The organism is Aminobacter sp. P4_H6_2, assembly GCF_056400805.1.
Genome location: NZ_JBFUKO010000081.1, coordinates 1 through 14,612, shown reverse-complemented (window position 1 = coordinate 14,612; position 14,612 = coordinate 1). Strand labels below are relative to the sequence as shown.

The window sequence follows — 14,612 nt, the reverse complement described above, 5'->3', positions numbered from 1 at the left end:
GCCAAGGAAGAGCACGAGGCAACGCTCGCTTATGTCCGCACCCCGGTCGGCAAGACGTCGGCGCCGCTCTATTCCTATTTCGCGCTCGTCGCCGACGATCCGTCGGTGCAGATCGTCAGTCAGGCGCAGATCTGGTACATCAAGGACATGCTCAAGGACACCGAGCACAAGGATCTGCCGGTGCTTTCGGCTGCGGCTCCCTTCAAGTCGGGCGGGCGCGGTGGTCCAGATTATTACACCGACGTTCCGGCCGGCGCCGTGGCGATCAAGAACGTCGCCGACCTCTATCTCTACCCCAATACGGTACAGGCGGTGGCGATCACTGGCGCACAGGTCAAGGAATGGCTGGAGATGTCGGCCGGCATCTTCAACAAGGTCGAACCCGGCAAAGCCGACCAAGCGCTGATCAATCTCGATTTTCCATCCTACAATTTCGACGTCATCGACGGAGTGGCCTACAAGATCGATCTGGCGCAACCACCGAAATACGATCCCAAGGGCGCCGTGCTGAACGCTGGCTCCAACCGCATCGTCGACCTGATGTTCGAGGGCAAGCCAATCGATCCGGCGGCGAAGTTCGTCGTTGCAACGAACAATTACCGGGCTGGTGGCGGTGGCAATTTCCCTGAAATCAACGCCTCCAAGCTGGTGTTCGAAGCACCCGATACCAACCGCGACGTGATCGTGCGCTACATTGTTGATCAGGGCACGATCAACCCGTCGGCCGATGCCAACTGGTCGTTTGCCCCGGTTGCAGGCGCGTCGGTGATCTTCGAGACCGGTCCCAAGGCCAAGGATCACATATCCGAAGTCAAGGCTGTGAAGATCGAGCCGGCCGGCGATGGCGCTGAAGGTTTTGCGAAGTACCGCATCACGCTTTGAGTTTTCGCAGGGTACCAAGGCGGCTGGAGCGATCCGGCCGCCTTTTTGTTTAGCCCTGACTCAGGTCAGTTGGCCCTACGCTCAACCGCAGGCGCAACCAGATCGAGCGCATCGGTGGATATCCCGCCGGAGTAGCCTGCAGGCAGCGCATCGATGGTCGCCGGGTCGTCGATGCCGTCCGAGAAGCCCCCGCCATGGTAGGGCCCCAGCAGATAGACATTGGTGCCGACGCTCTCCATCCGGTCGAGGAAGCGGTTCGGCCAACCCCATAGCAAGGGCGCAATGTTTATCGGCACGCCCAGGGTTGTGCCCCGACAGTCTTCCGGCACATAGCCGCTCCAGCCGAGCCCTTCATAGCGCAACAGGCAGCGCATCAGCGATTGCTTGGACAGTGTCCGTATGGCGGGAAGGGCYAGCTTGATTGCCTGGACCGGCTTGTCGCCGCCGACGATGGTGAGGGATGACAGGCGTTCAGCCGGCAAAGTCGACAGGAAGGCTGCGAGCGCTTCGCCCTCCTTGGCATCGTTGCTCTTGACGTTGATATGGAAGTGCTGGTCGGGAAAGCGCTTGAGAATTTCGTCGAGCGTCGGCATCAGCCCGACGCCTTTGCCACGGAAGGGATATGTCTTGCCGCCATCGGCGGTATAGCCGTAGCCGACATCAAGCGTCTTGAGCTCAGCCATCGAATGGTCGCGCGTCTCGCCGCTGCCTTCGGTGCGGCAGTCCACTGTCCAGTCGTGGAAGACGGCGAACTTGCCGTCGGTGGTGGGGTGCACGTCGAGCTCAAGCACGTCTGCACCCATGACAAAGGCTGCTTGCATGGAGCGGACTGTGTTTTCCAGATAGTCGTGCCGGGGCGGCAGCATCCGCTCGGCTGTACATGTGTCGCTGGTCAGCCCGGTCCGGTCGAACTCCTGGGCAAGCCCCCTGTGCGCGAGCATGACCGGCTCGCCGGCAGGCCGGTTTGAAAGCAGCGATGTGTTGTTGAGGTAGATCGCCCCGCCAACCGTCAGAGTAGAGAGTAGGAAAATGCTTCGCTTGCGCATGTCTTGATTCGCTCCGAGGCCCGGCCCTCGAAGCTATACTGAAGACAGATTCGGCATTTTCACGACGGAAAGACGTCGTAAAACTGCCTTGGGAAAGCAACCGCAAGACAGATTGCGTGCTGACGCAGACGATCGAAGTTTAGGCCTTGTAGACCACCTGCCGCACGTCGATATATTCGGCGCGGAACCCTGCTTCGCAATAGTGGAGGTAAAACTCCCAGAGCTTCTTGAAGCGCTCGTCGAAGCCAAGTGGCACGATGCGTTCCCACGATGACCAGAAACGGCCGCGCCATTCGGCGAGCGTGCGCGCATAGTCCTGCGGAAAGACACGCTCGCGCAGATAATCGAGCCCATGCTCGGCACCTAGCGACTTGAGCAGGGCCGGCGTCGGTAGCATGCCGCCGGGAAAGACGTAGCGCTGGATGAAGTCGGGGCGCTTGCGGTAAAGCGGATAGGCGGCCTCGTTGATGGTGATGATCTGCAGACCCGCCGTGCCGCCCGAAGGCAGGCACTGTTTCATCTTGGCAAAAAAGGCCGGCCAGTATCGTTCGCCCACTGCCTCGAACATCTCGATCGAGGCGATACGGTCATAGGTGCCGGTCTCGTCGCGATAATCCTGCAGCTTGAATTCAACCTTCTCGGAAAGCCCAGCATTGTGGATGCGCTTTTGGGCGAAGTCGAACTGCTCGCGGCTGATTGTCAGCCCTGTCACCTTGCAGCCGATCTCGCGTGCCGCAAACTCGGCAAAACCGCCCCAGCCGCAGCCGATCTCCAGCACATGGTCGTTGGGGCCAATGCCGGTATCACGCGCCAAGGCTCGATACTTCTCGGTCTGAGCGCCTGCCAGGTCGTTGGCGCCCGTCGCATAGAGCCCCGAGGAATAGGTCATGCTCGGATCCAGCCATTGGCTGTAGAAGGCATTGCCAAGGTCGTAGTGGGCGGAAATGTTGCGTTGCGACCCGGTGCGGGTGTTTTCGTTGAGCCAGTGGCGAATACGCTGGATGGTGGTGAGCAGCCAGTTGGTGCCGCCGGCAACGCCTTCTCCCGCCTCGGTGTTGATCACGAACAGCTCAAGGAAGCTGGTGACGTCGGGGCTTTCCCAATCGCCGTCGATGTAGGATTCGGCGACCCCGATGGTGCCGCCGCTGAAGGCGCGTGAAGGAAGCTTCCAATTGTGCAGCACGATCTCAGCATCCGGTCCCGGCGCCTTACCGCCGACCAGAATGCTGCGGCCATCCGGCATCTTCACCTTGAGCGAACCGCGCGGCAGGTGAAGTGCTGCCGATAGCGCCATGCGCACGCGCGCCGGCAGGCCTCTGGCAAAGTCCGCGACATTGCCCTCGTGAAGCCTCGTCACGCCATGATTGGTAGAACCGTCCGAAGTCCTCTGGGCCATGTCGACGTCCCAAGTTCTTGCCCGGTACGGCGTGTCGGGCCCGTTGCTCCTGGTTTTTGTGCCGCTGACGTGCCTGGCTGAAGATGCGCCGCCGCCGCATCTCCAGACAGGTTGCGAAGGACTTGGCCGGGGGCTGCCATGACTTCCGCGTGCTGCGGCGAATTCCTGCCGTGATCTTCACCGCCAAAATCTGGAACTTCAAGTGACATCTGGCAAGCGCTGATATGCCAGATGAATTATCAGGCCGAATGAAACGCGTTGCAAAGGCGAAAGGCGAGTTTGTTAAATATTATAGGACACTAATTTAGTTGCCGAGATTCGTAGGGCCCGTGGAAACAATGGGTTTCCGTGGCAGTCGGGGAGGGCACGCATTGCGATATGTAATTGTGATCATGTGCGGCACCGTGTTCCTCATCTGGGATCTTTTCTACAACCACGGTAACGCCATCGGCGAGACGGTGCGGGAAGTTCATCGCGTCGTGCGTATGATCATCGGTTGAAAGCGCATCCGCGCGAATCGAACTGCTGCTTTTTGGCGGATTGACGCGGACCAAATGCCGACCCAAAAGGCGCCAGCGAAAGCAGCAGAAGGAGTCGCGGCTTGATCCGGCACATCGTGTTCTTCAGTGCGCGCCAGAAACAGGACGTCGAGATGATCCGTGAGGAATTGTCGGCGCTTGGCGGCATTCCGCATTCCACCGTCTTCGAAGTGACGGTCAATACGAAGGTCGATCCGTATTCGGACGAGGTCGACATCGTCGTTTATGCCGAGTTTGCCGACCAGGCAGCGCTGGCCGCATACAAGGCCCATCCGCTCTATGACCGTACGACCCAGCGCGTACGCCCCATGCGTGAAATGCGCTATTCGGCGGATGTTGTCGCCGCACAATAAAAAACGCGCTCCGGGATGTCCCGAAGCGCGTCGTTGAAATTCCTGAAATTACGCCTTTTTGGCGCGGCCGCGTGCCTTTGCTGGCGCGGTAGCTGCCCTGGTAGACGTAGCGCCCGCCTTGCGGCCGAGGCCAAGCGACTTGGCCAGTTCCGAACGGGCGGCGGCATAGTTCGGCGCAACCATCGGGTAATCGGCCGGCAAGCCCCACTTGGCGCGGTATTCCTCAGGCGTCAGTCCAAAGTGGACCGAGAGGTGGCGCTTCAGCGATTTGAACTTCTTCCCGTCCTCCAGGCAGATGATGTAGTCGGGAAGAACCGAGCGCTTCGGATTCACGGCAGGCTGCTGGGCTTCGGCCGGCGCATCAGTGGGCTGGTCGAGCGACAGGATCGACGCGTTGATGCTGGCAATCAATTCCGGCAGGCCGGTGGCCGGAACCTTGTTGTTTTCAACATAGGCGCTGACGATATGGGCAGTCAGTCCTAGGATGTCGATCTTGCTATCATTCGTCATCGACCGTCTCTCCGGGCAGTATTAAAGCAAAGTATGAATCTATCCATTCGCTGCGCCGTATATCGGTGCAAATGGTGTCAGACAGCAAGCAAAATAATCTCAAAAAGTAGTGACCCCGACCAGCATGTCGCTGGTCGGGGTCATTTATATTAGCTTATCAAAAGAAACCCTTGCGCTGCCACCAGCCRCCCTTTTTTGGCTTGGCCTCGGTCAAGGCGGCCGTCTCGGCTTCGACCACGGATGTGACAACGGGAGTGACAGGCGCTACGGGCGCTGCCGGCTCTTCGGAGACGACTTCATCCTCGGCCGGAGCGGCAGCTGCCTTGCGGCGCGGGGCGCGCGGCTTGGCAGCCTTCTTCTCAGGCTTGGCTTCGGCTTCAGGCGCTATCGCCTCAACCACAGCCTCTTCGGCAGGAGCTTCGACCGCTTCAGCTTCGGCCTTCTTGGCCTTGGCCGAACGGCGCGGAGCTTTTTTCGGCTTGGCTTCGACGACAGCTTCGGGCTCAGCAGTGGAGGCTTCAACCACGACAACTTCGCTTACGCTGGTCTCGGCGACCGTCGCGTCGTCGGATGCGACCTGTTCGTCGCCTTCGGCCGACTGCTCTTCGTCTTCCTTGCGGTTGCGCTTGCCACCGCGCTTGCCGCGCCGGCGCTTCTTGGCAGCAGCATCTTCAGCTGCGTCCGGAGCTGCGGATTCACCGGCGACCTCGGAAACAGCTGTATCGACGGCGACGTCGGCCTCGCCATCCTCAGACTCGCTGGCCTCACTGGCCTCGCCAGCGACGGCCTCGCCTTCCTGCGGGGCCGCGTGCTCGCGATCGCGGCCGCCCCGACGACGCCGGCGCTTGCGGCGCTTGCGGTCATGCTGCTCGCCTTCGGCGGATGCAGGCTGCGGCGCTTGGGCAGGCTTTGCCTCGGCGACGACGATCTCTTCTTCTTCCTCTTCGACGATCTCGTCTTCGATGTCGTCGGGCTCTTCATAGGCCGGGGCCGCGACGGGCAGGGCGAAGTTCGCCGGCTTCTCGGCAATGGCGCCGCGGAAGATGGCATGGTTCTGCGAACCGACGGAACCGACGCTGTCGTCGGCCTCAAGCGTGATCGTCACGCCGAATCGGGCTTCGAGATCGACCAGTGTCGAGCGCTTGTGGTTGAGCACGTAGAGTGCCGTCGCCATCGGCGTCTTGACCGTGATGTGGCTGCGCGAGTCCTTGAGCAGGAACTCTTCGATAGCGCGAACGACCTGCAGCGAAACCGAGGAGTCCGAACGCACATGGCCGGTGCCGCCGCAATGGGGGCAGGGTTTCATCGTCGATTCGAGCACGCTGGCGCGAATGCGCTGGCGCGACATCTCCATCAGGCCGAAATGCGAGATCCGGCCGACCTGGATGCGGGCGCGATCGTTCTTCAGGCAATCCTTGAGCTTCTTTTCGACCGCGCGGTTGTTGCGGTTCTCCTCCATGTCGATGAAGTCGATGACGATCAGGCCGGCGAGATCGCGCAGCCTGAGCTGGCGCGCGACTTCCTCGGCGGCTTCAAGGTTGGTGTGAAGGGCCGTTTCCTCGATCGAGTGCTCCTTGGTGGAGCGCCCGGAGTTGACGTCGATGGCAACCAGCGCTTCGGTCTGGTTGATGATGATGTAGCCACCCGACTTCAGCGTCACTTGCGGCTGTACCATCCGCTCGAGCTGCGATTCGATGCCGCTGCGCACGAAGATCGGCGTGATGTCGCGATACGGCTGGACGACCTTAGCATGGCTGGGCATCAGCATGCGCATGAAGTCCTTGGCCTCGCGATAGCCGTCTTCGCCGGCAACCAGAACCTCGTCGATGTCCTTGTTGTAGAGATCGCGCACCGATCGCTTGATCAGGCTGCCTTCCTCATAGACCAGCGCGGGAGCCGTCGACTGCAGCGTCAGGCCGCGGACATTCTCCCACAGGCGCATCAGATATTCGTAGTCACGCTTGATCTCGGCCTTGGTGCGGCTTTCACCTGCGGTGCGCAGGATGACGCCCATGCCCTTTGGCACTTCGAGATCGGCAACAACTTCCTTCAGGCGCTTGCGGTCTTGGGCATTGGTGATCTTGCGCGAAATGCCACCGCCACGCGCGGTGTTGGGCATCAGCACCGAATAGCGGCCAGCCAGCGACAGATAGGTCGTCAGCGCAGCACCCTTGTTGCCGCGCTCTTCCTTGACCACCTGGACCAGAAGGATCTGGCGGCGCTTGATGACTTCCTGGATCTTGTAGTGGCGCCGAACCGGCTTGCGGCGGTTGCGCACCTCTTCAAGCGCATCTTCAGCGCCGACCGACTCGATCTCATGATCGTCGTGGTGAGTCGAATGCACTTCTTCGATCACACCGCCGTTTTCATTCTCGGTGACGGTTGGCTCGGGGGCCTTTTCGGACACGACATCCGCATCGACGGATGCGGCGATCGAGGTCGGCTCGCGCTCATCCGATGCGGCATCATAGTTTTCTTCTACAGCTTCAGCCGCCGAGTCGCCGGCGTTTGCATCGGCGTTGTCGCTTGCCGCGACCGATTCGCCTTCGTCATCGGACGATGCATCACCGTCGTCTTCGGAAGAGCCTTCAGGCTTGTTTTCGTCGCGGCCACGATTCTTGCCTCCGCGGCGCCTGCGGCGTCCACGGTTGCGATCCTGGCTCTTGCTATCGTCGCCTTCGCTGTCTTCGTCTTCCTCGTCTTCGGCTTCTTCAGCCTCAGCACGCAGCAGCGCCTGCCGATCGGCAACCGGGATCTGGTAGTAGTCGGGATGGATTTCACTGAAGGCGAGGAAACCGTGACGGTTCCCGCCATACTCGACAAAGGCAGCCTGAAGGGACGGCTCAACCCGCGTCACGCGGGCGAGGTAGATGTTTCCTTTGAGCTGCTTTTTGTCCTGTGATTCGAAATCGAATTCTTCAATACGGTTACCGCGAACTACGACAACCCGTGTTTCCTCCGGGTGGGAGGCGTCTATCAGCATCTTGTTGGGCATTATTTGTCCTCCCGGCAGCCGTCAGCCGCGGCTTGCGGGAACTTGTCCGCCGCCGTGAGTTTGCTGATGAAGGGGTGCCGGATGATTTTGCGCCCGCCGGTCGCAGCCAAAACGCCATGGCGGAGCCGCCCGCTGCCGTGATGGCGCGGTTACCTGCGGACCTGTCCATGATTGCGTCAGTGGCCAATGCGTGACCTTGCGGAACCTTGTTTCAAATCTAAGCCCGGGAATCCGGACCAGCTACTTTGCTCTTACAGAGCCGGCGCGGAATGAGTGTCCGGCCGTTTTTCTCACGCAGTCGCTACCCCGCCACGGGCCGCGCCTGCGAATCTCGTCGCGATCACTGAAATCTAACTCTAATGCGAGGCGGGCCATCGCTCGTCGCGTGGTTCCCTAGCGGAAGGCGCTGAGGGCGCGGGCCCTGGATTGCAGTGATCCAATGTCGCTTTTATGATTTGGCGAGGTCGAGCGCAACCCCGATTTCCGATGCCGGCAAAGCCACCTTCTGCGACATGAGGGGAGCATTGCGACAAAGACTCGGTTAACCTTCTTTGGTTACCACTCGTTAATCGAGAGGGTCGCGTATTCGGCTCGCGAACGACAACAGCGCGCACAAACTGCGTGCCTGCCTTTTGGAGCGGCAATACAGAAATGGGGTCCGTGGCATTGACTGGCAAGAGCCTCCCATTTGTGGGCTTTCAGCCCCAGGGCGCATTGTGCCATGCGATGTTGGCGTTGGTCGTATTCTTTGCCGTGTTCGTCGGTATCAATTGCCAGCCGGTTTGCGCCGCTGAAGCGATCAAGACGCTCGACTACAAGATGGCCGGCGACGCGACCCACATGCGCATCGTCATGAATTTTGACCGCGAGCCAGAACCAAAGTGGATGCTGCTGCGCAGCCCACACCGCCTGGTCATTGACCTTCCCGATGCAGTTCTTGCACTCGAGGCCAAGGACCTCAAGCCGCGCGGGTTGATCAAGAGTGTGCGTTATGGCGCGTCGGGCGAGGGCGCTTCGCGGCTGATCGTGACCTCGAAAGGGCCCTTCAACGTCGAGAAGGTCGACGTTCTCAAGAACGAAGACGGCTCCGGTTATCGCTTGGTTGCGGATATCGCTGCCGCCTCGGAACGCGAGTTCGACGCGGCACTTGCTATCCAGGCAGAGACCACCGGCTCGACGACAGCCAAAACCGATAGGCTTGGCAAGATCGCCAATCGCGGCGACCGGCCGTTCACGATCGTGCTTGATCCCGGCCATGGCGGCATCGACGGTGGGGCCGAAGGGCTGAACGGTACGGTTGAGAAAACGGTCACGCTCGCCTTTGCCAAGGAATTGAAAGACAAGCTGGCGTCCAACAGCGCCTATAAGGTCGTTCTGACGCGCGAGGGCGACGAGTTCCTGCGCCTCGACGACCGGGTTCGCATTGCGCGTCAGCAGGAAGCTGACCTCTTCATCTCGATCCATGCGGACACGATTCGACTCAAAGGTATCCGCGGCGCCACCGTCTATACGGTGTCGGATAAGGCGTCCGACGCCGACGCGCAGGCGCTGGCCGATCGCGAAAACCTCTCCGACCAGCTTGCCGGCGTCGATGTTGCCGAAGAAAACCACGAAGTCTCCGACATACTGGTCGATTTGATCCGGCGTGAGACGCATGGGTTTTCGACACGCTTTGCCCGCTCTCTGGTCGGCGAACTGACCCCGACCGTTGGCATGATCAACAATCCGCATCGCTCCGCAGGCTTCAAGGTGCTCAAAGCACCTGACGTGCCGTCGGTGCTGGTCGAGCTCGGCTACCTCTCCAATCCACAGGACGAAGAGCAGCTTCGCAGCGCCGATTGGCGCGAGAAGGCAGCAACAAGCATTTCGAAGGCTGTTGCAGCTTTTGTCGCGGAGCGAGGCGCTCCAGGCGGCTGATGCTGACAGCGGGCTTCTCGTCGGCGTTGCCGAGAGGTCACGGCCTGGGCATTAATGGTGTTTTCGACCAGAATCTTGGGCGCATGCGTGGCTATTGCCGTATTTTGCCCACAACCGCGCGACATGGGTGACCGATTGCGGATCGGGACAGTACCTGCAGCTTGCGGTGATGGCGGGTTGGTTTAGGAAATTCCCGAACCTTGTACTGGAGCGGGCATGATTCGTCTTATCGGCTATTTCTTCGGCATCGGCACGACGCTTGCGCTCGTCGTTGCAGCGGGCGTGGCGCTCTATCTCGGCCAGCTCACCAAGGAACTTCCCGACTACGAGGTGCTCGCCAAATACGAGCCGCCCGTGACGACGCGCATCCACGCCTCCGATGGCGCGCTCATGGGCGAGTTCGCGCGCGAGCGCCGGCTCTATCTGCCGATCCAGGCCGTGCCCGATCGCGTCAAGGCGGCGTTCCTGTCGGCCGAAGACAAGAACTTCTATAATCATCCCGGCATCGACATCATGGGCTTTTCGCGCGCCGCGCTTGCCTATGTCACCGGTGGTCCGACGCAAGGTGGCTCGACCATCACGCAGCAGGTCGCCAAGAACTTCCTGCTCTCCAACGAACAGACGATGGACCGCAAGGCCAAGGAAGCGATCCTGTCGTTCCGCATCGAGCAGGCCTATTCCAAGGACCGCATCCTCGAACTCTATCTCAATGAGATATTCTTCGGCCTCGGCGCCTATGGCATCGCCGGTGCGGCGCTGACCTATTTCGACAAGTCGGTGAACGAGCTGACAGTGGCCGAGGCCGCCTATCTCGCGGCTCTGCCGAAAGGCCCGTCCAACTATCATCCGTTCAAATACGCCGCGCGCGCCATCGAGCGGCGCAACTGGGTGATCCAGCAGATGGTGGTCAACGGTTACATTTCGCGCGAGGAGGGCGACAAGGCCAAGGCTGAGCCRCTCGGCGTGACGCCGCGCCGTACCGGCACCTATGTCTTCGCTGGCGAATATTTCACCGAGGAAGTGCGCCGCGAACTGATCGCGCGCTACGGCCAGGACGCGCTTTATGAAGGCGGTCTGTCGGTTCGCACCACGCTCGACCCGAAGCTCCAGGCCATGGCGCGCAAGGCCATGCAGTCGGGCCTGGAGAAATATGATCGCCTGCGCGGCTATCGCGGTCCGGTCAAGAACATCGACATCTCCGGCGATTGGGGCACGGCGCTGGGGGCGGTCAAGGGGCTGGGCGATGTTCCCGAATGGCGTTTGGCCGTTGTTCTCGACAGCTCCAAGGCCGGGCTCGATATTGGCCTGCAGCCCAAGCGCGAAGTATCCGGCGCTCTGTCCAAGGATCGCGAGCAGAGTTCCGTGTCGAAGGACGATATGAGCTTTGCCATGCGTTATGTCTCCGCCGGCAAGCGCCTCAAGGCAAATTCGCCCGCTGAAGTGCTCAAGGCCGGCGACGTGATCTACGTCCAGAAAAATGATGGTAGCGCGGGCTATGCGCTGCGCCAGGTGCCGGAGGTGGAGGGTGGTCTCGTTGCCATGGATCCGCACACTGGCCGCGTGCTCGCCATGGTTGGCGGGTTCTCTTTCGCGCAGTCCGAGTTCAATCGCGCGACCCAGGCGATGCGTCAGCCCGGCTCGGCATTCAAGCCCTTCGTCTATGCGGCTGCGCTCGACAACGGCTACACGCCGGCCTCCGTCATCATGGACGGCCCGATCACCATCCAGTCTGGCAATACTTCCTGGACGCCCAAGAACTATGACGGCAAGGCCGCAGGACCGTCGACCTTGCGCGCCGGCATCGAGCGCTCGCGCAATCTCATGACGGTGCGCCTGGCCAACGACATGGGCATGAAGACAGTTGCCGAATATGCCGAGCGTTTCGGTGTCTACGACAAGCTCGCACCGTATCTGCCTATGGCGCTCGGCGCTGGCGAGACCACGGTGATGCGCATGGTTTCAGCCTATGCCGTGATGGCCAATGGCGGCCGTCAGATCAAGCCGTCGCTGATCGACCGGATCCAGGACCGCTACGGCAAGACGGTGTTCAAGCATGACGAGCGTGGCTGCGAAGGATGTGTCGCCACCGAATGGGCCAACCAGCCCGAACCGGAACTGGTCGACAATTCCGAGCAGGTGCTCGACCCGATGACGGCCTACCAGATCACCTCGATGCTGGAAGGCGTGGTCCTGCGCGGCACCGCAACCACGTTGCTGTCACTCAACCGTCCGATGGCGGGCAAGACAGGAACGACCAACGACGAGAAGGACGCCTGGTTCGTCGGCTATACGCCCAATCTCGTCGTCGGACTGTATCTTGGCTATGACAAGCCGCAGGGGCTCGGCAAGGGCACCACGGGCGGCGGTCTCGCAGCACCCGTGTTCAAGGATTTCATGACCGTGGCGCTCGACGGTACGCCCAAGGTCGACTTTGTCGTGCCAGCTGGCATGAAGGTGATTTCGATCGACCGCAAGACCGGCATGCAGGCGTCGGAAGGCGCGCCTGGCACGATCATGGAAGCGTTCAAGCCCGGCACCGGACCCGCCGACAGCTACTGGGTCATCGGCATGGGTGAGGACGGCACCAATGGCTATGGCGGAGCACTTTCGCCGCAGGCCAGCAAGGCCATCAGCGAAGGTGGCGGCGGCCTCTACTAAGATCGCAGCCCAGTCCGGCATCAGCTGGACCCTTTGACGGAACTGACAAGTGCGCGTGGCCAAGCTGCGCGCATTTTTTGTGTTCGAATGGCGCCCCATCTTTGCTCTTGCAAATAGCCACATAGTTATATAGCTTTTTAGTTATTGAATGCCGAAAGACATTGAAGGGCGTGCGTAAACTCCGAAGTCATGTCGGAGCGTTCGTTGCTCGATCGTCCTTGAAGCAGCAGCCTCACGATGGGAGGCCCAGTCCGATTTCAACGCAGGGAGAGAATGATGCAGAAGATCAGCCCATTCCTATGGTTCGACAACCAGGCCGAAGAGGCCGCCAAGTTCTACACATCGGTGTTCAAGAACTCAAAGATCGGCAAGATGACCCGATATGGCGAGGCAGGGCCAGGTCCGGCCGGCAGTGTCATGGTGGCCGAGTTCGAGCTTGAGGGCATGGGTTTCACCGCCCTGAATGGCGGTCCGAACTTCAAGTTTACTGAAGYGATCTCGATGTCCATCGACTGCAAGGATCAGGCCGAGGTCGACTATTTCTGGACCAAATTGTCGGAAAGTGGCCAGCCCGGCCAGTGCGGCTGGCTGAAGGACAAGTTCGGCCTTTCCTGGCAGRTCGTTCCCGAAGCGCTGCCTCGGTTGCTCGGCGATCCCGATGCCGCCAAGGCCAGCCGGGTGATGCAGGCGATGTTGCAGATGACCAAGATCGACGTCGCCAAACTCGAGGCGTCTTACGTCGGCTAGGCAACGCGGGGCACGGTAGAGCTGGTGGGCGGGAGCACACGGCTCCCGCCCATTTTGCTTTACACAGGGCGACCTCATCCCTATGTTCCGCGCGGATTCAACAAGCCGCCTTCGGGCGCGAAACAAGCAAAAAGAAGCAATCTCCATGCGCGCGGAAACGCAGAACATTGTCGACGAAATCAGGCAGGCCATAAGCCTGCTGAGGAGGCATCTTTGACTGGGATCAGGCGGTAAAACGGCTTGATTACCTGAACATGCGGGCAGAGGACGGCAACCTCTGGAATGACCCGCAGGAGGCGCAGAAGCTGATGCGCGAGCGCCAGTCGCTCGACGACAGCATCCGCTCCATCCAGGGCCTCAGCCAGGCGTTGGATGACAATATCGGCCTGATCGAGATGGGTGAGGAAGAAGGCGATGCTGACATCATCAGCGAAGCCGAAACCGCCATCCGTTCGTTGGCCGGCGAAATCCGGGCGCGCCAAATCGAGTCGCTGCTGTCGGGCGAAGCCGACAAGAACGACACCTATCTCGAAGTCCACGCCGGCGCTGGCGGCACCGAGAGCCAGGACTGGGCGAACATGCTGTTGCGCATGTACACGCGCTGGGCCGAACGCCGCCGCTTCAAGGTCGAGATTCTGGAAGTCCATGACGGCGAAGAAGCCGGCATCAAATCCGCCACGCTCCTCATTAAGGGCCACAATGCCTATGGCTGGCTGAAGACGGAATCGGGCGTTCATCGCCTTGTCCGCATCTCGCCCTTCGACAGCAATGCACGGCGCCACACGTCGTTCTCGAGCATCTGGGTCTATCCGGTGGTCGACGATTCGATCGAAATCGACGTCTCGGAATCGGATGTCCGCATCGACACCTACCGCTCTTCGGGCGCGGGTGGCCAGCACGTCAACACCACCGACTCGGCGGTGCGCATCACGCATATCGCCACTGGCATCGCAGTCGCCTGTCAGGCCGAACGCTCGCAGCACAAGAACAAGGCGAAGGCCTGGGAAATGCTGCGCTCGCGCCTCTACGAGGAAGAGCTGAAGAAGCGCGAAGCTGCGGCCAATGCCACCGAGGCGTCGAAGACCGATATCGGCTGGGGCCACCAGATCCGTTCGTACGTATTGCAGCCCTACCAGCTGGTGAAGGACCTTCGCACCGGCGTCGAAAGCACGAGCCCGTCCGACGTTCTCGACGGCGATCTCGACGACTTCATGGAGGCGTCGCTGTCGCAGCGTATCGAAGGTGGGGCAGGGCAGGCCGTCGCCGATCTCGACTAACGGCCAGCTTCCCTCTGTACCTTGCACCCGGTCATCCGCATGGCGGCGATGACCGGGCGCCGGTCGTGGGAACATCTTGAGGTAACTTTTCGTTAAGCGTGCGGGCGGAGGATTCGCTTGGGAGGAGATCTCAGGGGAACGCGTCATGTTGTGCCCAGGAAAACGCCCGCCGCGGAGATATGTGTTTGCTGTCTCTGCCCTTGTGCTGATTGCTCTCAACGTCCCGCCCGCTTTTTCGCACGACGCGCCAAAAGGCTGGACCTATCCCTTTGCTTGTTGCTCTGGCTATGAC

11 protein-coding genes are annotated in these 14,612 nt (G+C 60.7%); 7 read left to right on the top strand and 4 right to left on the bottom strand.

Annotation, left to right across the window (positions count from 1 at the left end):
- Positions 1–882: 5'-nucleotidase C-terminal domain-containing protein (locus AC1DUU_RS09220; protein WP_476783119.1), on the top strand; the 882-nt coding region annotated here is incomplete at its 5' end.
- A 65-nt stretch (positions 883–947) separates the two neighbouring features.
- Here AC1DUU_RS09220 and AC1DUU_RS09215 read toward each other — a convergent pair.
- Together AC1DUU_RS09215 and AC1DUU_RS09210 are read right to left on the bottom strand one after the other, a co-directional pair.
- Positions 948–1,928 carry a glycerophosphodiester phosphodiesterase family protein gene (locus tag AC1DUU_RS09215; RefSeq protein ID WP_476783118.1) on the bottom strand — a complete coding sequence of 327 codons (981 nt, stop codon included), beginning with the start codon at positions 1,926–1,928 and terminating at the stop codon, positions 948–950.
- Between the two features lie 139 nt (positions 1,929–2,067).
- A complete protein-coding gene (locus AC1DUU_RS09210) occupies positions 2,068–3,324 on the bottom strand; it encodes a class I SAM-dependent methyltransferase (protein WP_476783117.1) in 1,257 nt (418 codons plus the stop codon).
- Positions 3,325–3,695: 371 nt separating this feature from the next.
- On the opposite strand from AC1DUU_RS09210, the gene AC1DUU_RS09205 reads away from it, so the two are divergent.
- Both AC1DUU_RS09205 and AC1DUU_RS09200 read left to right on the top strand, forming a co-directional pair.
- Positions 3,696–3,824, top strand: coding sequence for a hypothetical protein (locus AC1DUU_RS09205; protein ID WP_476783116.1), 129 nt, complete (start codon positions 3,696–3,698; stop codon positions 3,822–3,824).
- A gap of 101 nt (positions 3,825–3,925) precedes the next feature.
- Complete coding sequence (locus tag AC1DUU_RS09200) at positions 3,926–4,216, top strand: Dabb family protein (protein WP_476783115.1); 291 nt, start codon at positions 3,926–3,928, stop codon at positions 4,214–4,216.
- A gap of 48 nt (positions 4,217–4,264) precedes the next feature.
- Here AC1DUU_RS09200 and AC1DUU_RS09195 read toward each other — a convergent pair whose 3' ends face one another.
- Complete coding sequence (locus AC1DUU_RS09195) at positions 4,265–4,726, bottom strand: Ros/MucR family transcriptional regulator (RefSeq protein WP_476783114.1); 462 nt, start codon at positions 4,724–4,726, stop codon at positions 4,265–4,267.
- A gap of 157 nt (positions 4,727–4,883) precedes the next feature.
- A complete protein-coding gene (locus tag AC1DUU_RS09190) occupies positions 4,884–7,721 on the bottom strand; it encodes an Rne/Rng family ribonuclease (RefSeq protein ID WP_476783113.1) in 2,838 nt (945 codons plus the stop codon).
- Positions 7,722–8,372: 651 nt separating this feature from the next.
- On the opposite strand from AC1DUU_RS09190, the gene AC1DUU_RS09185 reads away from it, so the two are divergent.
- The 4 genes from AC1DUU_RS09185 to prfB all read left to right on the top strand — a co-directional run bounded on the left by AC1DUU_RS09185 (position 8,373) and on the right by prfB (position 14,320).
- Positions 8,373–9,638 carry an N-acetylmuramoyl-L-alanine amidase gene (locus AC1DUU_RS09185; RefSeq protein WP_476783112.1) on the top strand — a complete coding sequence of 422 codons (1,266 nt, stop codon included), beginning with the start codon at positions 8,373–8,375 and terminating at the stop codon, positions 9,636–9,638.
- Positions 9,639–9,854: 216 nt separating this feature from the next.
- Positions 9,855–12,296, top strand: coding sequence for a penicillin-binding protein 1A (locus tag AC1DUU_RS09180; RefSeq protein WP_476783111.1), 2,442 nt, complete (start codon positions 9,855–9,857; stop codon positions 12,294–12,296).
- Positions 12,297–12,572: 276 nt separating this feature from the next.
- Positions 12,573–13,043, top strand: coding sequence for a VOC family protein (locus AC1DUU_RS09175; RefSeq protein WP_476783120.1), 471 nt, complete (start codon positions 12,573–12,575; stop codon positions 13,041–13,043).
- Positions 13,044–13,188: 145 nt separating this feature from the next.
- Positions 13,189–14,320 (top strand): peptide chain release factor 2 gene (gene prfB, locus AC1DUU_RS09170; protein ID WP_476783110.1). Its coding sequence is split into 2 segments (ribosomal slippage): positions 13,189–13,254 and positions 13,256–14,320, totalling 1,131 coding nucleotides; the frame shifts between segments, so codons are not numbered across the junction.
- Positions 14,321–14,612: the final 292 nt, after the last annotated feature.

Coding starts and splice junctions, on each gene's coding strand:
- AC1DUU_RS09210 (WP_476783117.1), bottom strand. CDS start 3,324: ATGGCCCAGAGGACTTCGGACGGTTCTACCAATCATGGCGTGACGAGG.
- AC1DUU_RS09195 (WP_476783114.1), bottom strand. CDS start 4,726: ATGACGAATGATAGCAAGATCGACATCCTAGGACTGACTGCCCATATC.
- AC1DUU_RS09185 (WP_476783112.1), top strand. CDS start 8,373: ATGGGGTCCGTGGCATTGACTGGCAAGAGCCTCCCATTTGTGGGCTTT.